The organism is Falsibacillus albus (assembly GCF_003668575.1).
Classification (GTDB): Bacteria; Bacillota; Bacilli; order Bacillales; family DSM-25281; genus Falsibacillus; species Falsibacillus albus.
In genome coordinates, this window is record NZ_RCVZ01000016.1 from 73,806 (window position 1) to 93,997 (window position 20,192).

A 20,192-nucleotide genomic window follows, 5' to 3' on the forward strand; every position below is an offset into this window, starting at 1 on the left:
AAGTACAATCACTCAAATATTCTTTGCAACCCCCACATGATGATTGCTGCTACCGGAACCAGCACCCATATGTTCTGACCTGCAAAGATGCTGACATTCTGCTTCTGTTTTTCCAAATGGTCCAGCCGTTTTATGATTTCATCCATTTTTGCTTCTAACCGCGATAGTTGATCTTTAGAATCCACCACTTTCCCACCCTTCTCTCGTTAAAAACTGCTTCACTAATTATAACATTATTTTCCTGAACGGGAGTTTATCACACAAAATGAATTTTCACTGACAGGTTCTGTCAGGGTATTTTATTTATAATGAACTTGTAAATAAATCTATTGATTTTAGGAGTGAGAAAACATGGCTGTTTATCAAAATGTAGAAGCATTTATTGAAGAGTACCGAAATGAATCCCAATCAACCTTAAAATTATTGAAGGCATTGACGGATGAGTCGCTTAGTCAAGAAGCAGCCCCAGGCTATCGTACATTGGGAGAACTTGCATGGCATCTCGTTCATCTTGAAAAAGGCATGCTGCATATGACCGGATTGAAATTTGATGCTCCAGCCGAAAACAGTGCTCCGCCTTCAACTGCTGCAGAAATCGCGGACGCATACGAATCCACAGTGGATGCGATGCTTGAGGCGGTTGAAACACAATGGAACGATGAAAAACTCGAGGAAGTGAACAATTTATTTGGGTTTGATTGGAAAAACGGATTGACGCTTGATATTTATTTGAAGCACGAAATCCATCACCGAGGCCAGCTTACGATCATGATGCGCTTGGCCGGACTCCCGGTTTCAGGTGTATACGGCCCTTCAAAAGAAGAATGGTCGACGATGGGGATGGAAGCTCCGGCATACTAAATCGAATGGGAAAGAGGCCTTCTAAAATAGGGCCTCTTTTATTATGCATTTTAAACATATTGAAGATTGTAATATACTCAAATTGGAATATAATAAATAGAGTAATAATCATCATTTTATTATGACGCATGTTAAGAAGGGAGTCTGTTGAACTTGATTGAAAAAGAAAGTAATGTGAAGTTGGTTGTTGCCGGTCTTCTCCTTGGAATCTTGATGTCTGCTATGGACAATACCATTGTTGCGACTGCGCTTGGATCAATTGTTTCTGACCTAGGTGGTCTGGATAAATTCGTTTGGGTCACTTCCGCGTACATGGTCGCAGTCATGGCGGGTATGCCGATATTCGGCAAGCTTTCGGACATGTATGGAAGGAAACGATTTTATATTTTTGGGCTGGCGATTTTCCTGATCGGCTCCGCCCTATGCGGAACTGCTCAAAATATCACACAGCTGAGCCTGTACCGTGCCCTTCAAGGAATCGGCGGAGGGGCTTTGATGCCGATAGCCTTTACGATCGTATTTGATATCTTCCCTCCTGAAAAACGAGGAAAAATCACCGGATTGCTTGGGGCTGTCTTTGGCTCCGCATCTGTTTTCGGACCGCTGATCGGAGCATATTTAACAGATAATCTTAGCTGGCACTGGATTTTCTATGTGAATGTACCAATCGGTCTTTTATCACTTGCATTCATTTTGTCATCCTATAAAGAAACATCCGCATTGCACAAGCAGCGAATCGATTGGTGGGGCGCCATCACCTTGGTCGTTGCGGTCGTCAGTTTGATGTTTGCCCTTGAATTGGGCGGCAAGGAATATGGTTGGAATTCTTGGCAAATCATCGGACTTTTCATTTCCTTCGGGGTATTTTTTATTGCCTTTTTCTTCGTGGAACGAATTGCAGAAAGCCCGATTATTTCATTCTGGATGTTCAAGAAGCGTCTTTTTGCCGCTTCACAGGTATTGGCTTTTCTCTACGGTGCTTCCTTTATCATATTGACCATTTTCATTCCGATATTTGTTCAAGCTGTATATGGAGGAAGTGCGACAAATGCCGGATTCATCTTAACGCCACTCATGCTGGGATCGGTAGCAGGCAGTGCATTTGCCGGTATTTTCATGACCAAGACAAGCTACCGCAATATCATGTTGGTTTCCATCATCGCTTTTATAGCGGGGATGAGCCTGTTGGCGACGATGACACCGGACACAAGCCGGGTACTATTGACTTTATTTATGATTTTATCTGGTTTTGGAGTAGGTTTCTCATTTTCATTGCTGCCGAATGCGACAGTGCACAAGCTGGACCCAAGATTTCGCGGGTCGGCAAATTCCACGAATGCTTTCTTCCGTTCATTTGGCATGACGATCGGGATTACCGTGTTCGGGGCCATTCAATCGAAGGTGTTCACGAACAAACTAACCGACGCCTTCAAGGGGATGCAAGGTGGCAGCCAATCTTTTAAAATGGGAAATCCACAAGAAATCTTCCAGCCTGAAACAAGGAAGCACATCCCTGATTTTGTATTGAATAAAATCATCGATGCGATGTCATCTTCCATTACGATTACATTTTTGCTTGCCCTAATTCCGTTGGCACTGGCTTTGATTACCGTATTCCTGATGGGGAATACCCGCTTGGAAGCTGCAAAGCCTGCACAAGATAAAAGCTCTATGGCAAAATCATAATATACAATCCTTTCAACAGGGGGCATTTTTTCTAAGAATCGCCCCTGTCTTTTAAAACCAATGGAATAGGTGAGTTCAATGAGTATGAAATTGACTGTACTGGGTCTTCTGATGGAGGGAGAAAAACACCCGTACGAAGTACAGCAAATCGTGAAAAATCGGCAAATGAAATATTACATCAAGATGGCGCCAGGCTCCTTGTACTATGCTTTCGAAAAGCTGAAGGACGATGGGTTCATAGAAGTCTCAAAGGTGATCAAGGATACGAACCGCCCCGATAAAACCATCTATGCCATCACGGATAGAGGCGTCGAGGAATTCCAATCGCAATTATTGAAGCAGCTGGGGCATAAGGAACAGCTGGCAAAGCCCATCTATGCCGCATTATCCTTTGCCAACTACAGCGAACCTGAAAAAATGAAAGAGAAATTAAAGAAAAAGATCGAGTTCACTGAAGATTATATCGAGAAGATGAAATTGGTCTATCATCATAAAAAAGATAAAGAAGACCGTGCGAAAATGTATATTATCCTTGGGGTAATGATGCAATTAAAAACAGAACTCATATGGCTGAAAAGAATAGAACAAGATTTAGTGGACGGGAACCTGCAGAAAACAGGTGATTTGGATTTAATCGACAATGCTCTCCCATCCATCGATTTCAATGATCTGTATTATACGAATGGCAAAAAAGGCTGAAGCCGAACTCCTTCTCGCAGAGTTCGGTTTCAGCCTTTTCATTATCATTTCTTAAGTTTATTTTTCCAGTTTTCTCAGCCATCCGGTCAGCACAACTGCTCCTGCTACCATGATTGCACCGATCCAAGGAGTATGGATGATGCCGATTGAATCGACTACCAAACCTCCAATAAAGGAGCCGATGGCGATTCCCACATTAAAAGCCGCAATATTCAAGGCAGATGCTACATTTACCGCTGATGGAACATATTTTTCAGCAAGCTGTACGACTAATATCTGCAGACCGGGAACATTCATGAAGGCAAATAGCCCCATAAAGAATATCGTTACCAATCCTGCCGTTTTGAAAGATGCTGTAAAGGTTAAGATCAATAATACGATGGCTTGGAGAATGAACATCCAGGACAACGCTTTTAAAGGATGTTTATCAGACGCTTTCCCGCCGATGACATTCCCAAACGCTACAGCAACGCCGTAGCCAAGTAGGATAATGGAGACCCATTTCGGACTGAAACCGGTCACTCCTTCAAGTAGCGGCGTCAAATAGGTAAATGCCACGAATGTTCCGCCATAGCCAAGAGCTGTGATCGCAAAAGCAAGAAGCAATTTTCCGCTGCGTAATATCTTGAGCTGCTCGCTGAATTTTGCCGGAGGAGCTTCTTTTAAGTCGGATGGAACCAAAATGGCACTCGCCATGACCCCGATCACACCCAAAATCGCGACACCCCAGAATGTCGCTCTCCAGCCAAATGCTTGACCGATGAAAGTTCCGAGCGGAACACCCGTAACAGTCGCAACCGTCAAACCGGTGAACATAAATGCAATGGCACTGGCCCGTTTATTGGCCGGAACCAGATCGGCTGCAATCGTTGAGCCGATGGAAAAGAAAATGCCATGCGAAAAGGCTGTGATGACCCTTGCTGTTAAAAGAAATCCAAAGCTATTGGACATTGCTGCGGCTGAGTTTCCGACGATGAATAGTACCATCAAAGACATCAGCAGCGATTTTCTGCTCATTTTGCTGGTCATAGCCGTTAGGACCGGCGCTCCGAAAGCGACTCCGAGAGCATAGCCGGAAATCAAAAGACCAGCAAGTGTAATGGAAATAGTCAAATCATCTGAAATCGATGAAAGCAGGCCAACAGGAACAAATTCGGTCGTCCCGATGCCAAAGGCACTGATCGCCAATGCCAATAGCGCAGGGATTCCCCCTTTGGACTGTGCTTTTGAAACAGCATGTGTATGTGAACTAATATAAGATTCCTCCTCTAGTTGTTTCAGATGGCATAAGCGCCTTATGCTTTTCTGAATACAGGTTGAATAGTATGGTATAGCGGATGTACGGATCAATCCTCCCGTACTTGAGCTAATTTCTTTCTGACACTGATTATGCACCCATTCCCACTATTTAAAAAGTACGTACTTTTATGTAATATAGGCACCCGCAAGTAACAATTGTGGAGCAGCAAGGGCTGATGAAATGAAATTATTTTAAACGGCTTTATCTGAGGAGTATAGATTGCAGCTGACAACCATTCCAATGAAAAACATATCCGCTTCCAAAATAAAAACCGCCCCTTTTTTAAAGAATGCGGTTTTCATTACTTTATTTGTCGGTTTGCAAATATCGTTCCTCTATGATCTTCCGATGATGCAGCTCATGACCTGCAATGATCCATGCCAGAGCCAAGACCGTCACATAGGATCCGTTGGCATTGCCGCCGCGGGACCAGGCTTCTTCATCAAGCCTTTTCACCAATTGGATGGTAGACTTTCTTACCGCTCCGAAATCCTCTAATATTTCCTGTATGGATAGACTATTGAATCCGGCCTTTTTCACATATTCCTCATCTTCATAGCCTGGGAGCTCAGCACTTTCCCCTCTTGCAAAACTTAGAAGTCGAAAGGTCATGATCCTTTCCGTATCCGTAAGGTGTCCAATCACTTCCTTTATACTCCATTTACCAGGAGCATAGCGGTACTCTCCTTCTTTTCCGGAAAGGTTCTCCAGTAAACGGACTGTGTCATCCATTTGTACGTTCAATATTTGGAGGATATCTTCATTCTCTACCAGCTTAATATAAGAAGAGTAGTGGGGGGCATATTCCCCCGCTTTAGGTCGCTTTGTCATTTTCATTTTCTCCTATCCCTTGTTTTCACATACTAATAAAACGCCATTCGGATCTATACCGCCTGCTGAATCGAGTCCAGAAATACCGACTTTTTTCAAGGCAGCCGAACTGTTTTGCGTGATAGAAATATTCATAGCGCTTCCGAACAAGTAATTCAGTTCCTTCTCAAAGTCATTTTCCTCCGCCTGGATTTCCATCGACGAGATCTGGCTGTGGACTTTAGCATCAAAGATATCTTGATGCTGTTGAAGCTCGATTTGAAATCCATAAGGCGTTGAAATAAATGTTCTTCTTTCATTACTTCTTACGTTCCATTTTAAGCTTTCCGCTTTTTGGCAAATATGTTCCAGTTCTTCTTTTACCACAAAAAAACCGATATGATCAAATTTTACGCGCTTGCCATAGCCAAAGGTGACATTGACGCGCCCTCTCCTCATCTCGATGATGCGGAACATGATTGGCCTCCCTCGAAAATCATTCCAATCCAAAGGCGGATCGTATGACTGGAATTCACCGTCTTCCCTTCCGATTCTTTGTTGGACACGAAACCCTTGTGCTAAATAAAACGTTTCAGTCTCTTCCACATGAGGCGTCCAATAATGAAAATGAAACAGCATAGCTCCCCCCCTTTTTCTCCGTTAGTATCATTACAGTTTCATTTTACAAAAGGCACCGGACAATTCAATCATACCTTGCGAGGAAAATCCCTACAGCTTAAGGAGGAATTTTCAACCTGGGCCACGAATTGTTAACTATCTACAGGAGGTGTCCTCATTGCAGCTGACAAATCATATATCCGATCACATTTCCGTTGAATTGATCAACGGAAAGACTGAATCCGGGGAACTTGTCCATATTGATCATGACCTTAAGATCATTACACTGGACCAATACTCGCACAACGTTTATATTCCCTTATCATCTGTCATCTCTTTAAAAGAGATGAATCGATAAAAGAGCAGGATGATCGGAAGACCCGCTCTTCAATCATCCTGGTATATTATTCTAGGCAATAATACATATTCCTCTATCAAGCTTTCGTCCTGCCTCAAGCTAGAATAAAAAAAATTCCCGAACCATTCTTCGGGAATTTCCATCGTTACTTTGTCGATTTTTTTATTGTTTTCTCATTATTGACTTCAAATACTTCAAGGAAGAAGACGAAAATCGGAATTCCTACTATCAGTCCCCATATACCAAAGAAGTGCTCAGAAAAGATCAAAATAAAGAATGTGTAAAACACGGGCAGGTTCGTTTTGGAGGACATTAATTTCGGACTCAATATATAAGCCTCTATCGCATGGACAATCGTAATCGCAATAACGATATAAACGACCTTCATCACTCCGCCTATGCTGTATGCAATGATGCATAGAGGGATAAGTGATAATATGACTCCAGCGACAGGGATCAATCCCAGCATCAGCACCATGATGGACAATCCGCCTAACTGAGGGAATCCGAGTATCCATAAAGCAGCTGTGGTCAAACCGCCATTTACCACCGCGATGATCAGCTGCGCTTCGATCACTTTACCAAACGTCCCTGCGAACTTTCCGGCAAAAAACTCGATTTCATTATAGATCGGAGCAATCTTGCTTTTCTTAAATTTTTGGGTAAAATTAATCAAACGCGGCTTTTCCAGCATATAGAACAGACTTAGAAGGAGCGCAAGCAATATCTGAATCCCCACACGGCTTACATCCGAAAAATATTTAATCAGGAATGTAACACCTTGTTCCATATAACTGGAGAGCTTATCAGTATCGATGTTGGCAAAAAATTGATTGAATACCCCATAATTCGGGACACTCGAATAAAACGTCGTGAGCTGCTTCACCAAAGAACCGATTTCATTTGCGATCATCGGTAAATAATTGATGAATGCCAACGATACGAAGCCGACAATGACCGTATACAAGACAATGACAATGATGATTCTATTCACCGGGATCCTTTCGAGAAGGAAATTCACCAGTCGGTTCATCAAAAACGAAAAGATAAACGTAAATAAAATTAGGTTTATCATATCTTTCAATACATATAAGATCAATGAAATGAAAAGAAAAATCAAGATCCTTTTAAAGCCTCTGCTTTGAAAAACTCGGTTGATTGTATCCATTCGATGCTCCTCATGTTTCACTCAAATGTGTGTAGTTCCTTATAGTATACGATTATTAGGCTGAAAATCAAAAGAAGTTATTAACAAAATATAAAATATTAATTATTTTTAAAAAATGTAGGTCATTTGTCTAAAAAAAGCAGAAACTCCCTACAATGTCTGATTTCTTATTCCACTAATTACATAGGGGCATAAGTGAATTCCAGACATTATTAGGTCAGCTTCTGCTTTTTTCATCGTCTCTTATCATTAGGTTTGCTGATTCCTTCGGTGTCCAGCGTCTTCCGCTCCAATCAAGATCCTATGAAGAGTTATTTGAAAGAAAAAATGTTAAAAACAACAACCTTTGAGAAAAGAGCCTTAAGAAAACAGTTTTCATAAATATACATTTAATAAAATTGCTCTTCATCATTACTCGCCCAAGTCTACGTTGTGATAAACCTGCTGAACATCTTCTAGATCTTCCAATGCGTCAATCATTTTTTCGAATTGAGCTTGAGCATCTTCAGGGAGCTCGACATCATTTTGTGCGAGCATCGTTAATTCCGCTATCGTGAAATCAGTGATTCCTGCATTTTTGAATGCTTCTTGCACAGCATGGAATTGGTCCGGTTCGGCATAGACGATGACCGTATCATCTTCTTCTGCGATATCACGGGCGTCGACATCCGCTTCCATCAGGATTTCCAATACTTCTTCCTCAGTTTTTCCTTCGATGCCGAAAACCGCTGTCGCATCAAACATATAGGCAACCGATCCGCTGACTCCCATATTCCCGCCATTCTTGCCGAAAGCAGCGCGCACTTCGGAAGCTGTACGGTTAACATTATTAGTCAATGCATCTACGATGACCATAGATCCATTTGGTCCAAATCCTTCATAGCGAAGCTCGTCATAGTTTTCTTCAGATCCGCCTTTCGCTTTTTCGATAGCGCGGTCAATGATTGCTCTCGGCACGTTGTATGTCTTTGCCCGCTCGAGGACAACCTTCAAGGCCTGGTTCGCTTCCGGATCAGGCTCGCCCTGTTTGGCAGCCACATAGATTTCCCGTCCAAACTTGGCATAAATCCGGCTTGTATTTGCGTCTTTGGACGCTTTCTTTTCTTTAATGTTATTCCACTTACGACCCATTGTGTTTCACTCTCTTTCAGTATTGAATCTTAGATTATATGATAAAGATTTTGAATAAAAAAATCCTTCTAAACACTGCTTCCATTATAACGCAAATCGCCATTTCATTACGAATATTATGCAAAAAAGAACATCCCGAACTGTATATTATTGGTTTCATTTCCATACTTTAATTCGGTAATGAATTGACTGACAATTCATTCGGGATTATAATGTTAGATAATATAACATGTTTTTGTTAGGAGTGTTTACAATGATCGTGCGCGGCGAGTTGAATGATGATCATTTCCAAGTTCCTTCTCCAGACCTGGCGAAGATTTTATATAGGATCAGAGAAGATCGATTAAAAGAAATCGAAGAAATCAAACATAAAATTAATCAATACGAAAAAAAGAAGCGGGCAGAAGAAGCCTTTTATCAATCCTTATCGCCAGTAAGAAAATTTTTTGCCAGCCGTCCTCCCAGCCACCACCAAGCAGTGGAGTATATTGTTCATGTAAAGGAACGGATCAAACTAATCGACGTATTAAAAAAACAATGCCGCGAACTGGATGATGTCCTGGAGCTCATCGAAGCAGATCCCGGACATAAAGAGGTCGTCCTCTCTACTGCACTTCTTGAGGGTGTCAACAGATATAGGAAATGGGGAGATCTTTCATGACGATTCAAACTTTGCACACCGGACTGGATACGATATGGGTGGTCCTGACAGCTGCGATGATCATTCTCATGGAAGGCGGATTTGCCCTATTGGAAGCTGGCTTTGTCAGGCACAAGAATAACGTGAATATTATCATGAAAATTTTTGTTGATATTACAATTGGAACGCTTTGTTTCTATTTAATAGGATTCGCTCTGATGTATGGCAAAGATATCGCCGGGATGATTGGATCGAGCGGATTTATGCTAAACGGGGACCTTGCACATTTGGACTTGTCAGTATCGATGGACACATATTGGCTGTTCCAAGCGGCATTTGTCATCGCGGTTATCTCCATCGTTTCAGGCGCAGTTGCTGAACGGTTCAATTTCCGTGCCTACATCCTTTATGCTGTTTTGATGACGACTTTGATCTATCCGATTGCCGGACATTGGGTATGGGGAGGCGGATGGCTTGGCAACCTTGGAATGCTTGACTTCGCAGGATCAGCTGTCATCCATGCACTTGGCGGTTGTTCGGCTCTTGCCGCTGCCATCTTCATCGGTCCGCGAAAAGGAAAATTCACGCCTGAAGGAACAAGCACCATCGCACTGCCAAGCAACCTGCCGTTGGCATCAGTCGGCGCATTCCTATTATGGTTCGGGTGGTTTGGGTTCAACGCGGGCAGTACGTTGAGTGCTACGGATGCACGAATCGGCCATATCGCCATCGCGACGATGCTGTCAGCAGCATCCGGCGGCGCCATCACCATGCTGTATACCCTATTTCGCTACAATCGTTCCGATGCAGCCTCCGTCATTAATGGATCGTTGGCCGGACTTGTCGGGATTACGGCAGGCTGTGCGTTTGTCAGCGATTCAGCCGCCATTCTGATCGGCGCTGTTTCAGGAATGCTGATGTTATTCGCAACAGACTGGCTGGAAGCGAAGCAAATCGACGATCCTGTCGGCGCCTTCCCCGTCCACGCCATTTCAGGCATATGGGGAACTTTCGCAGTCGGGTTATTCGCCAAGGATGGCGGACTTTTCCACAGCGGCGGCTGGCACCTATTAGGCGTCCAAGTGCTCGGCCTTATTGTACTTTGCGTCTGGGGCTTTGCCCTGACATGGTTCGGATTGAAATTAATCCAATTATGGATCCCTGTCCGTTCAACTGAGGAAGAAGAGGAAATGGGACTGGACATCAGCTATCACGGCATTCTCGCCGCCTATCAAGAGCACGAATTCATCCATCATGAAGATCGATATGCCGATATCGAGAAGGATCATGACCTAGATTGAAGCTAGAATTGGAGTAGACCCGGGCCGTTTTCGCCCGGGCTTTTTTAAATTATGGTGGGTTGAGTTCGTTGGTTGGGTGCGAGTGGATTTTGTCGAAATAAGTAGAATAGTCGATATATCGGATTTTTCGCAGATAAATCATGCATTTTCGAAGATATATTTAATTTTTAGAAGATAAATACCCGATTTTCGGAGATATGCCCAACAAAAAACCCGCTCCAGACAACCGGAGCGGGTTTTCACTATCTATCATTATTCCACTGTAACAGATTTTGCAAGGTTACGTGGTTTATCTACGTCACAGTCGCGGTGCAATGCTGCATAGTACGCGAGAAGCTGCAACGGAACTACAGAGATAAGAGGTGTTAATAATTCGTTCACTTCTGGGATGACAAAGCTGTCGTCCTCTTCTTCCAAGCCTTTCATGGAGATGATGCAAGGGTTGGCGCCGCGTGCGACAACTTCCTTCACGTTTCCACGGATGCTCAGATTGACGCTTTCCTGCGTTGCAAGGGCAACGACCGGTGTTCCTTCTTCGATAAGCGCGATCGTACCGTGCTTCAACTCTCCGCCAGCAAAACCTTCAGCTTGGATGTAGGAGATTTCCTTCAGCTTAAGGGCACCCTCAAGTCCAACGTAGAAATCAACTGCACGGCCGATGAAGAAGCAGTTTCTTGTTGTAGAAAGGAATTGGCGAGCCACTTCTTCCATTTCTTCTTTCTTGTCGCAAAGAACTTCCATTGCGTTGGCTACGATGCCAAGATCCTGTACAAGATCGAATTCCATTTCGATGCCTTTGGATCGTCCCGTTACATTCGCTAGGATTGCAAGGACAGCAATTTGTGCTGTATAAGCTTTCGTAGAAGCAACCGCAATTTCAGGACCAGCATGCAAGAGCAGCGTATAGTTCGCTTCACGGGATAGTGTAGAGCCAGGAACATTTGTGATCGTCAATGCTTTGTAGCCTTGCTCTTTGATTTGAACCAATACAGAACGGCTGTCTGCAGTTTCCCCGCTTTGGGAAATGAACACGAATAATGGATTCTCTGATAGAAGCGGCATGTTGTAGCTGAATTCACTTGCTACATGCACTTCAACCGGGATTTTTGCCATTTTTTCAATGAACTGCTTTCCAACCAAACCAGCATGGTAGCTTGTTCCGCATGCAATGATGTAAATGCGGTCCGCTTCGTTCAGCGCGCCTACAATGGATGGGTCGATTGTCAGGTCATTGCTTTCGTTTTGGTAAGCCTGCACAATTTTACGCATGACAAGCGGCTGTTCATCGATTTCCTTAAGCATATAGTGAGGATATGTTCCTTTTTCAATATCGCTCGCATCGATTTCAGCTGTGTAAGGAGCACGCGTGATGACCTCGCCGTCCAGATTTTGAATGGTCACTTCATCTTTCGTCACGATGACCACTTCTTTATCCATAAGTTCAACGTATTGATCCGTTACTTGAATCATCGCCATTGCATCACTTGCCACAACATTGAACCCTTCACCCAATCCTACTAAAAGAGGGCTTTTGTTCTTTGCTACAAAGATTGTTTGATCATTTTCTTCATCAAGAAGCGCAAGTGCATATGATCCTTTCAAGACAGTCAACGTTTTGCGGAAAGCTTCTTCTGTGTCCATTCCTTCGTTAACGAACTTCTCAACGATTTGAACGATAACTTCTGTATCCGTTTCACTTTTCAAATCGATGTTATGAAGAAATTCCTTTTTCAAGAAAGAATAGTTTTCGATGACACCGTTATGAACGATGGTAAAACGGCCGGAAGCACTTTTGTGCGGATGGGCATTCACTTTGCTCGGCACGCCGTGTGTCGCCCAACGTGTATGTCCGATTCCAGTGTTTCCTACTACCGCTTCGTCCACGATGCTGCGAAGATCGGCGATACGGCCTTTTTCTTTGAAAACGTGGACGCCTGAATCGTTTTTAACCGCGATTCCTGCAGAATCATATCCGCGATATTCAAGCTTTTCCAAGCCTTTTAATAAAATTTCTTTCGTATCCTGATTTCCGATATATCCAACAATACCACACATACTTGTCATTTCCTCCTTAATAAGGAGGCAGGAAGCCAACGGGGGGGCTGTCGCTGCCCCCTTATCTCTATTAATAATATGATTCACATTCTTTCTCCTTTGTACACTGAGTCGCCTTCAATGTTTTAAGAAAAAGATTTCGGTCGTGTGTGGCAACCGGGAGGCATCCGCCGATTAATCGATAAACCTCCTCCTCGTCAACTAAACCGTTTCTTTCGGACATACGATTTAGTTCAGGCGCTTTTATATAGTTTTTAAACCTCTATCCACCTTTCCATTCTTGAATAAAGTATTTTTCACTCAACAAGAAACATCTTACACTAGACAAAAATAAACCGTCAATGGGAAAATCCTCAGGTTAATGCCCGCACTGTGTCACATTCCCCTAGATGGTGCACCTGAAACCTTCATATTACACGTTTGTTTCCACATTATTAAATATGCATGAGTAAGAAAAGTGTTCTCACTCATGCATATCGTCCTATTTTTAATCTTCCTCTGGAAGACCCATCTCTGCTTTTACAACCGTTGCGATTCGATCAACATACGCTGTGCAGGATTCTTCTGTAGGAGCCTCCGCCATGACACGGACCAGCGGCTCTGTACCGGAAGGACGCACCAGGATCCGGCCATTTCCATCCATTTCAGCTTCCACATCAGAAATCACAGCTTTGATTTTCTCATTGTCTGTTACATGATGCTTATCCGTCACTCGAACATTGACCAGTTTCTGAGGGTATTTCTTCATTTCTGAAGCAAGCTCAGATAATGGTTTATTCGTTGCTTTCATGATATTCACGAGCTGAAGGCCAGTCAGCAAGCCATCTCCTGTCGTGTTATAGTCCAGGAAAATGATATGACCGGATTGCTCTCCGCCGAGGTTAAATCCGTTTTTCTTCATTTCCTCCACGACATAGCGATCCCCTACCGCTGTTTGGACGCCATTGATGTCCAGCTCTTCCAAGCCTTTATGGAACCCAAGATTGCTCATGACAGTCGAAACGACTGTAGAATGCTTTAAGCGGTTTTCCTGTTTCAAATATTTAGCGCAAATGAACATGATTTGATCGCCATCCACTGTATCACCATTTTCATCGATGGCGATCAGGCGGTCACCGTCCCCATCAAAGGCAAGTCCGACATCTGCATTTTTCTCTTTAACGAAGCCAGTCAATGCTTCCGGATGCGTCGATCCTACACCATCATTGATGTTCAAACCATTAGGGGAAGCACCCATAGTCGAAATATCCGCTTCAAGGTCTGCAAACAAGTGTGCAGCTAATGATGACGTCGCACCGTGAGCGCAGTCAAGCGCTACATGGATGCCGGAAAAATCCTCGTCCACGGATTGTTTTAAATACTGCAAGTATTTTTGTCCGCCTTCAAAATAGTCGCTTACTTGACCGAGGTCTCCTCCAATTGGCCGTGGAAGAATATCCTCTTGCATATCCAAATACTTTTCAATTTCTTCTTCCTGCTCATCCGAAAGCTTAAATCCATCAGGACCGAAAAATTTGATTCCGTTATCCCCTACAGGGTTATGGGATGCAGAAATCATGACCCCTGCCTGGGCACCCTGGGCCTTTGTCAAATATGCCACACCCGGCGTGGAAATCACACCAAGTCGCATTACCTCGGCACCAATGGATAAAAGCCCCGCCACCAATGCTCCTTCAAGCATATGTCCTGAGATCCTTGTATCACGACCGATCAGAATCTTAGGTCTTTCCGTGTTCTTCGTTAAAACAAAGCCGCCATATCGACCTAGCTTAAAGGCTAGCTCAGGTGTAAGCTCCGTATTTGCTACTCCTCTTACTCCATCTGTGCCAAAATATTTACCCATTCTATTCATCGCTCCTTATTCATCAAGTCTCTCGTCAACTGTTTGCTTTTTCCTTCAATCGGATTTTCATATTGTCATCCGATAATGTCCATGAAATGTTCTTGTCTGGGTTGTCCACTTGTATATTCAAATCATGGTCTCCTGCTGCAAGGCCGGCTGCATCGACATACAATTTGAAATCATCTGCACTCAATTGATCAATGATTTCACTGGGCCCTTTGACCGTCAAATCAACCTGACCTTTTTCAGGTGCCAATATTTCCATATCATACTGATCCCCTACTCCTTGTTCAGCCACTTGAAGGTTGGAGAAAGTTTTCTCTTCTGTTTTTTGGACATCCACTGTGACTTTTGCATTGTCGGCGGATGCTTTATTCAACCCATCTTTTAGTTTAATGGGGACATTAACGGTTGTATCTTTATCAATTTTACTTACATCAAGCGGAAGATCGATTTCGCTGATCGTATCCAATACATCCTGTTTCCCGTATATAGTTACTTCTTTCGGATCCATGGATGTTCCCAGAATTTTGACTCCCTCTGGAGGAGTTCCCGTCTGGCTCACTTTGAGCGGTACGGTTTTACTGGGATTTTTCACGGGAAGCGTCACATCGACGGTTTCAGGGTCAACCTGTACATCGAGTTTATTCAATTCCCTGTCCAGCACCCTTACCTGTGCTTCTCTTGTAACCGTTTGGTTTACCTCTCCACGCACATCAATCGTTGCCTTAACATAAGTGATCTTATCGATGATATTTTTCGCCCCTGTGATTTTCACTGTTTTCGGTTCAACGGTTGGTTTTTCTGCTTCAAATCCATCTGCTAAAATCGCAGAGTTGAATTCAGCTTCGACTTTGAATTCCTTCGTAACTTTTTCTTCAATATCTACATTTATGTAAGCCGGCTCGATTCTTGCTGCCAGCTTATCGGAAATTCCTTTTGATTTAATCCTTACCTGATGCTTGCCTATCCCTAGATCCCGTAAATCAACGTACAGCTTAAAGTCTCTGAGAGCCTTCGTTGGCTGGACTATGCTTTTAGGACCTTCCACCGTGACATTGACCGTCTGCGGCGCTCCTGATACAACCAAATTATCGGAATCATAATACATTTCCAATGGGACATCTGTAATAACATCGCTGTTTTGTTGAGATGTCGTATTTTTTGTCGTTTTGAAAGTGCCTTGCTCAATGCTGACTGATATATATAAAAGAACCGCTAAAAGCAATGCAAGGATCCTCATGACCCATTTATTTTCCATAAACTTATCCATTTTGTTTTTTCACCCTCCAGCTCCACCGAGTTGAAGAAACATTTTTGACAGATGCCATCAGCTCTGTCCCCAACAAGTTCTTGAAATCGTCTGGAGATAGGTCGCGGTGCAGCTCCCCATTTTTCGTAATGGAAATGCTTCCGGTCTCTTCCGAAACAATAATGGTTATGGCATCGGTCACTTCGCTGATCCCCAGCGCAGCACGGTGTCTCGTTCCTAATTCCTTGGATATGAACGGACTCTCCGATAGAGGCAAATAACAGGCCGCTGCGGCAATGTTTTGCTTTTGAATGATCACCGCTCCATCATGGAGAGGTGTATTCGGTATAAAAATATTGATGAGCAGTTCAGAAGAAATAGTTGAATTTATGGCGATTCCTGTTTCTATGTAATCACCCATACCTGTCTCACGTTCGACGGTAACCAAAGCCCCGATCCTTCTTTTTGCCATATAATTGATGGCCTTGACGATCGCTTCTACGATCCGTTCCTGCTCCTCTACTTCCTGTAAACCTGTCCTCGAGAACAATCTTCCTCGCCCCAGCTGTTCCAAAGCCCTCCGAAGCTCTGGCTGGAAGATAATAATAATGGCTAGAAACCCCCATGTTATAGCTTGTTCCATCATCCAGCTTAACGTATTGAATCCTAGAAAGCCGCTTAACGTTCTAACGACAATGATGACAAAAATCCCGGTTAAAATTTGGACGGCCTTCGTTCCGCGGATTACCATAATAAGCTTGTATATTACAAACCAAACAAGGAGTATATCAATAATATTGGATAGGTAGTCCAATACTGTGAAGTCTGCAAAAGACGGCATAGTTCATCCTCCATTAGGTTTAGTCCAAGCGGAAGCCGCTCTTTTCTAGTTTTTTCATAACTTTTTCATTATATCACATTTCAATTAAAGAATATAAAATGAATCCCCTCGTATTCTTTTTGAAATAAACTATTCATCTTACCGTAATAATATTTACCTGGGAATGACAAAAAAACCGGCCATCTTCTTTTGCTGAAGGCCGGTTTCGATTCCATTAAATTATTTCACGGGACTTTCTTCATGTTGATCTACGTGGAACAACTGCTTAGTCGATTTCTTGATATTGAACCATAGCCAGTCGAATACCTCATTAATTTCCTTTATATCACCAGTCACATTCCCCACAGATGCCATGTATGGCTTTCCATTGATGACAGTTACATTGCCGTTTACTTTCCCTTCTACACGAAGGTCGCCATTTTTTACAGTGATATCCCCATTGATCGTTTTTCCTTTTGGTACGATGACTGTATGATTCTGAACCAGTAAATCCGGCTGTTTCGTGAAAGAAAAGTCCTGATCTTCATTCCACATGGAAAAGATGCTTCCTGAAATCAAAATGACAAACATCGCCGCTGCCGTCAGCAATGGGTGCTGTCTGAACCAGCGCTGGAATCCAATTTTCTTCTTTTCCTTAGGAAGCTTGGCCATCACTTGCTGTGTAAAGTTTTCAGGTGCTTTTATATGAGAAGTACTCTGTACTAATGCGACTGCTTTTTTCAATTGCTGAAAATGCTGCTGGCATTCCTTGCATGATTGCAGATGATGTTTTAGTTTTATTTCATCCTCCGTAGAGATATCTTCATCTAAAAAATCATGCATTAGATCTACAATTTCCTCGGGACAAGATTGCATCTTTCGTCTCACCCTCTCTAAATATTTCGAAGTTGCTTCCTTAAAGCTTCTCTTCCTCGATGTATCCTTGTTTTTACCGTTCCAAGAGGAATATCCAGTATCTCGCTGATTTCATTGAGAGACAGTTCCTCTATATACTTTAATACGATAACAGAGCGATATTTCTGAGGGAGCTTTAAAATTTCCTGCTGGATGATGTCCCTGAGTTCCAAGTTTTCCAGTTCATCTTCCGGCATAACCACATCCGCTGCCACTTGTGAATACATATTCAAACCCTCAGTACCTGCTACTTCGGCATCCAGGTAATAGTCTGGCTTTTTTTTACGGATACGGTCGATGCATAAGTTCGTGGCTATGCGAAAAAGCCACGTGGAAAACTTTCTTTTTTGATTAAAACTTTCGATATTAACATATGCACGAAGAAAAGCTTCTTGTGCGATGTCTTCAGCTTCATGCCGATTGCCGAGAATACGGAAACAGATTTGGAAAACCTTGTCCTTGTATAACTCGACGATTTCACTGAAGGCATTTTGGTCGCCTTTGATGACCTGTTTGATCCTTTTATTTATGATTGCATCCATTTAGTTTATACCTCCGCTCTATGCGGCTATACTTATATACGTATGTATAGCGAAAAGGTTTCAAAAAATCATTCTAATTTATCCTAACAAATTTTTTACAAATAATGTTTATAAATTTAAAAAAGAGGGAATAAAGTATTTAAAATTTATTAGAAAATAAAAATAATTGACCATTTTATGTTGATTGGAGCGAAAAGTGCTGCACACCGAGGGATGAGAAAACTCACCGCCCGACCTTCGGAAAACAGGGATCCTGCTGCGAGAATCAACCTTACTCAGCCTTTGATTAATAGCAACAAACTATAAAAGAAGAGCCTTTGGTTCAATTATATTGTTAGGCTTCATGTGATTAGATCATCCTTGCTGCAAAAGCATCCCAAAAATCTGCCGAAAGAAATGAGGAATGACGATGGAGGTAAATATCACAGAATTATTGAAGGAAATTGAGGAAAACAGGAAAAAGATGGTCCAACTTGCCCTAAAGTCTTCTTTTGCAGATGATCAGGTTGTTCAAATTAGCTGGAAATTAGACAGCCTCTTAAACCGTTATGAAGAAATGGCCCAAAAGATATAAGCAGCAGCTTCATTTGAAGCTGCTGCTTTTTTTACGATCATACCATTATAATAATTTTTCTCCGAACAACGAACCCATTAAAGCTACTGCAACAGATGCCGTTTTATTCTTTTCATCCAAAATAGGATTTACTTCAACAAACTCCGCAGAAGTAATGACTCCTGCCTCTGCCAGCATTTCCATCGCCAAATGGCTCTCACGATAGCTGATTCCGCCAATGACAGGCGTGCCCACTCCTGGAGCATCATTAGGATCCAGCCCGTCAAGGTCCAGCGATAAATGAACCCCGTCCACCTGTCTATCCTTCAAATAAGCCATTGCTTCTTCCATCACTTTTGTCATTCCTAGGCGATCGATTTCATGCATCGTATATACCTTGATGCCTTTTTCCTTAATCAAGACTCTCTCGCCTTCATCGAGTGAACGGGCACCGATGATGACGATATTTTCAGGCTTGACCTTCGGGGTGTATCCCCCGATGTTTGTAAGTGCCTCGTGTCCTATCCCAAGGCTTGCAGCCAACGGCATCCCGTGAATGTTGCCGGAAGGCGATGTATCTGCAGTATTCAAGTCCCCATGTGCATCATACCAAATTACCCCTAAATTATTGTAATGCTTTGACACACCAGCTAAAGTACCGAGTGCTATGCTATGGTCGCCACCGAAAATCAACGGGAATGAATCGCCATCAATAATATCATGAATTTTGGCTGCCAACCTTTCATTTCCGTCCGCAACCGCTTTCAAATTTCTCAAATTGGTATCAGGGTTATGTACTCTTTCCGCTTGATCAATTTCAATGTTTCCTTGATCATCAATATCATATCCCAGACTTTCCAACCGCTCTACCACCCCGGCATAACGAATGGCACTTGGCCCCATATCAACGCCTCTTCTCATTTGGCCTAAATCCATCGGTACACCTAAGATTGATATTTTCTTCTTCATGAGTCAATTCCTCCTTACCCGAATCTACTTATTATTGTATCCTTTCGGAAGCAAATGACTCAACTCGACAAGATTTTGTATATATATTCAATGCTCAGTTGGAAAAGCTGCGGGGCTTTGCCTAGGGGCGACAAGCATGAGCCCAGGAGGTAGACAGGTGAGGCGCCGCAGCGAAGCGAGGAGAGGTAAGGTGAATGTTCGATTAAGTTCGGCACGTCGTGTGCCAACATCGAACGACCTCACATCCTGTGAGGCCCCTCGGAAAGCGAGCATCCTGCAAGCGGAAATCAACCTTACAATACCTTTGATGAATAGCAGCAAACTTTACGAAAAAAGCGGATAACAAAAAAAGACCCTATATATAATAGGATCTCTTCTTTCTTCTATGATGAGCCATGAAGGACTCGAACCTTCGACCCTCTGATTAAAAGTCAGATGCTCTACCAACTGAGCTAATGGCTCTTGGCTGGGCTAGCTGGATTCGAACCAACGCATGTCGCAGTCAAAGTGCGATGCCTTACCGCTTGGCTATAGCCCAATGATGTTCAATTTGTTTTCAAACAAAAAGGACATTATGTAGGATGTCCGAATAACAGAAAGCTATTCAAAAATGGTGGAGGGGGACGGATTCGAACCGCCGAACCCTGAGGGAGCGGATTTACAGTCCGCCG

The 20,192-nt window shown here is 43.0% G+C and carries 20 protein-coding genes and 2 tRNA genes; 7 read left to right on the plus strand and 15 right to left on the minus strand.

Features of this window, described 5'->3' with window-relative positions:
- Positions 1-8: 8 nt before the first annotated feature.
- Positions 9-185: a hypothetical protein gene (locus D9X91_RS22615; RefSeq protein WP_158598370.1), complete on the minus strand. Its 177-nt coding sequence runs from the start codon at positions 183-185 to the stop codon at positions 9-11.
- A gap of 166 nt (positions 186-351) precedes the next feature.
- Between D9X91_RS22615 and D9X91_RS18560 the strand changes: the two genes are divergently transcribed.
- From D9X91_RS18560 to D9X91_RS18570, 3 genes are all read left to right on the plus strand, one after another.
- Positions 352-861, plus strand: coding sequence for a DinB family protein (locus D9X91_RS18560; RefSeq protein ID WP_121682142.1), 510 nt, complete (start codon positions 352-354; stop codon positions 859-861).
- A gap of 153 nt (positions 862-1,014) precedes the next feature.
- Positions 1,015-2,547, plus strand: coding sequence for an MDR family MFS transporter (locus tag D9X91_RS18565; protein ID WP_121682166.1), 1,533 nt, complete (start codon positions 1,015-1,017; stop codon positions 2,545-2,547).
- Positions 2,548-2,625: 78 nt separating this feature from the next.
- The gene (locus D9X91_RS18570) at positions 2,626-3,246 is read left to right on the plus strand and encodes a PadR family transcriptional regulator (protein WP_121682143.1); all 621 of its coding nucleotides are present in this window, start codon (positions 2,626-2,628) and stop codon (positions 3,244-3,246) included.
- A gap of 57 nt (positions 3,247-3,303) precedes the next feature.
- Here the strand turns inward: D9X91_RS18570 and D9X91_RS18575 are convergent, their stop codons facing one another.
- The 3 genes from D9X91_RS18575 to D9X91_RS18585 all read right to left on the minus strand — a co-directional run bounded on the left by D9X91_RS18575 (position 3,304) and on the right by D9X91_RS18585 (position 5,995).
- Positions 3,304-4,500 (minus strand): MFS transporter, encoded by a 1,197-nt coding sequence (locus D9X91_RS18575; RefSeq protein ID WP_121682167.1) that lies wholly within the window; start codon positions 4,498-4,500, stop codon positions 3,304-3,306.
- A gap of 352 nt (positions 4,501-4,852) precedes the next feature.
- Complete coding sequence (locus D9X91_RS18580) at positions 4,853-5,377, minus strand: DinB family protein (protein WP_121682144.1); 525 nt, start codon at positions 5,375-5,377, stop codon at positions 4,853-4,855.
- 12 nt (positions 5,378-5,389) lie between these two features.
- On the minus strand, positions 5,390-5,995 hold the full coding sequence (locus D9X91_RS18585) for a hypothetical protein (protein WP_121682145.1): 606 nt from the start codon (positions 5,993-5,995) through the stop codon (positions 5,390-5,392).
- 157 nt (positions 5,996-6,152) lie between these two features.
- Between D9X91_RS18585 and D9X91_RS18590 the strand changes: the two genes are divergently transcribed.
- Positions 6,153-6,332 carry a hypothetical protein gene (locus D9X91_RS18590; RefSeq protein WP_121682146.1) on the plus strand — a complete coding sequence of 60 codons (180 nt, stop codon included), beginning with the start codon at positions 6,153-6,155 and terminating at the stop codon, positions 6,330-6,332.
- Positions 6,333-6,477: 145 nt separating this feature from the next.
- On the opposite strand, the gene D9X91_RS18595 is transcribed toward D9X91_RS18590, so the two are convergent.
- Positions 6,478-7,500, minus strand: a complete 1,023-nt coding sequence (locus D9X91_RS18595) for an AI-2E family transporter (protein ID WP_121682147.1) — start codon at positions 7,498-7,500, stop codon at positions 6,478-6,480.
- Positions 7,501-7,911: 411 nt separating this feature from the next.
- A complete protein-coding gene (locus D9X91_RS18600; protein WP_121682148.1) occupies positions 7,912-8,631 on the minus strand; it encodes a YebC/PmpR family DNA-binding transcriptional regulator in 720 nt (239 codons plus the stop codon).
- 253 nt (positions 8,632-8,884) lie between these two features.
- Here D9X91_RS18600 and D9X91_RS18605 point away from each other — a divergent pair, with 253 nt between their 5' ends.
- Complete coding sequence (locus tag D9X91_RS18605; RefSeq protein ID WP_121682149.1) at positions 8,885-9,292, plus strand: hypothetical protein; 408 nt, start codon at positions 8,885-8,887, stop codon at positions 9,290-9,292.
- Positions 9,289-10,572 (plus strand): ammonium transporter, encoded by a 1,284-nt coding sequence (locus D9X91_RS18610; RefSeq protein WP_121682150.1) that lies wholly within the window; start codon positions 9,289-9,291, stop codon positions 10,570-10,572. Before D9X91_RS18605 ends, D9X91_RS18610 begins: the two co-directional genes overlap by 4 nt.
- 252 nt (positions 10,573-10,824) lie before the next feature.
- Here D9X91_RS18610 and glmS read toward each other — a convergent pair whose 3' ends face one another.
- From glmS to sigW, 6 genes are all read right to left on the minus strand, one after another.
- Positions 10,825-12,627 (minus strand): glutamine--fructose-6-phosphate transaminase (isomerizing), encoded by a 1,803-nt coding sequence (glmS, locus tag D9X91_RS18615; protein WP_121682151.1) that lies wholly within the window; start codon positions 12,625-12,627, stop codon positions 10,825-10,827.
- A gap of 487 nt (positions 12,628-13,114) precedes the next feature.
- Positions 13,115-14,470 carry a phosphoglucosamine mutase gene (gene glmM, locus D9X91_RS18620; protein WP_121682152.1) on the minus strand — a complete coding sequence of 452 codons (1,356 nt, stop codon included), beginning with the start codon at positions 14,468-14,470 and terminating at the stop codon, positions 13,115-13,117.
- 34 nt (positions 14,471-14,504) lie between these two features.
- Positions 14,505-15,743, minus strand: coding sequence for a CdaR family protein (locus D9X91_RS18625; protein WP_121682153.1), 1,239 nt, complete (start codon positions 15,741-15,743; stop codon positions 14,505-14,507).
- Positions 15,736-16,563, minus strand: coding sequence for a diadenylate cyclase CdaA (gene cdaA / locus D9X91_RS18630; RefSeq protein WP_121682154.1), 828 nt, complete (start codon positions 16,561-16,563; stop codon positions 15,736-15,738). Before cdaA ends, D9X91_RS18625 begins: the two co-directional genes overlap by 8 nt.
- Before the next feature lie 219 nt (positions 16,564-16,782).
- Complete coding sequence (locus D9X91_RS18635; protein ID WP_121682155.1) at positions 16,783-17,418, minus strand: anti-sigma factor family protein; 636 nt, start codon at positions 17,416-17,418, stop codon at positions 16,783-16,785.
- A 17-nt stretch (positions 17,419-17,435) separates the two neighbouring features.
- Positions 17,436-17,999, minus strand: coding sequence for an RNA polymerase sigma factor SigW (gene sigW, locus D9X91_RS18640; protein ID WP_121682156.1), 564 nt, complete (start codon positions 17,997-17,999; stop codon positions 17,436-17,438).
- Between the two features lie 409 nt (positions 18,000-18,408).
- Between sigW and D9X91_RS18645 the strand changes: the two genes are divergently transcribed.
- Positions 18,409-18,573, plus strand: a complete 165-nt coding sequence (locus D9X91_RS18645; protein WP_121682157.1) for an aspartyl-phosphate phosphatase Spo0E family protein — start codon at positions 18,409-18,411, stop codon at positions 18,571-18,573.
- A gap of 45 nt (positions 18,574-18,618) precedes the next feature.
- Here the strand turns inward: D9X91_RS18645 and rocF are convergent, their stop codons facing one another.
- From rocF to D9X91_RS18665, 3 genes are all read right to left on the minus strand, one after another.
- On the minus strand, positions 18,619-19,521 hold the full coding sequence (gene rocF, locus D9X91_RS18650; protein WP_121682158.1) for an arginase: 903 nt from the start codon (positions 19,519-19,521) through the stop codon (positions 18,619-18,621).
- Between the two features lie 389 nt (positions 19,522-19,910).
- Positions 19,911-19,983: transfer RNA gene (locus tag D9X91_RS18660), tRNA-Lys, on the minus strand.
- Position 19,984: 1 nt separating this feature from the next.
- A tRNA-Gln gene (locus D9X91_RS18665) sits at positions 19,985-20,059 on the minus strand.
- Positions 20,060-20,192: the final 133 nt, after the last annotated feature.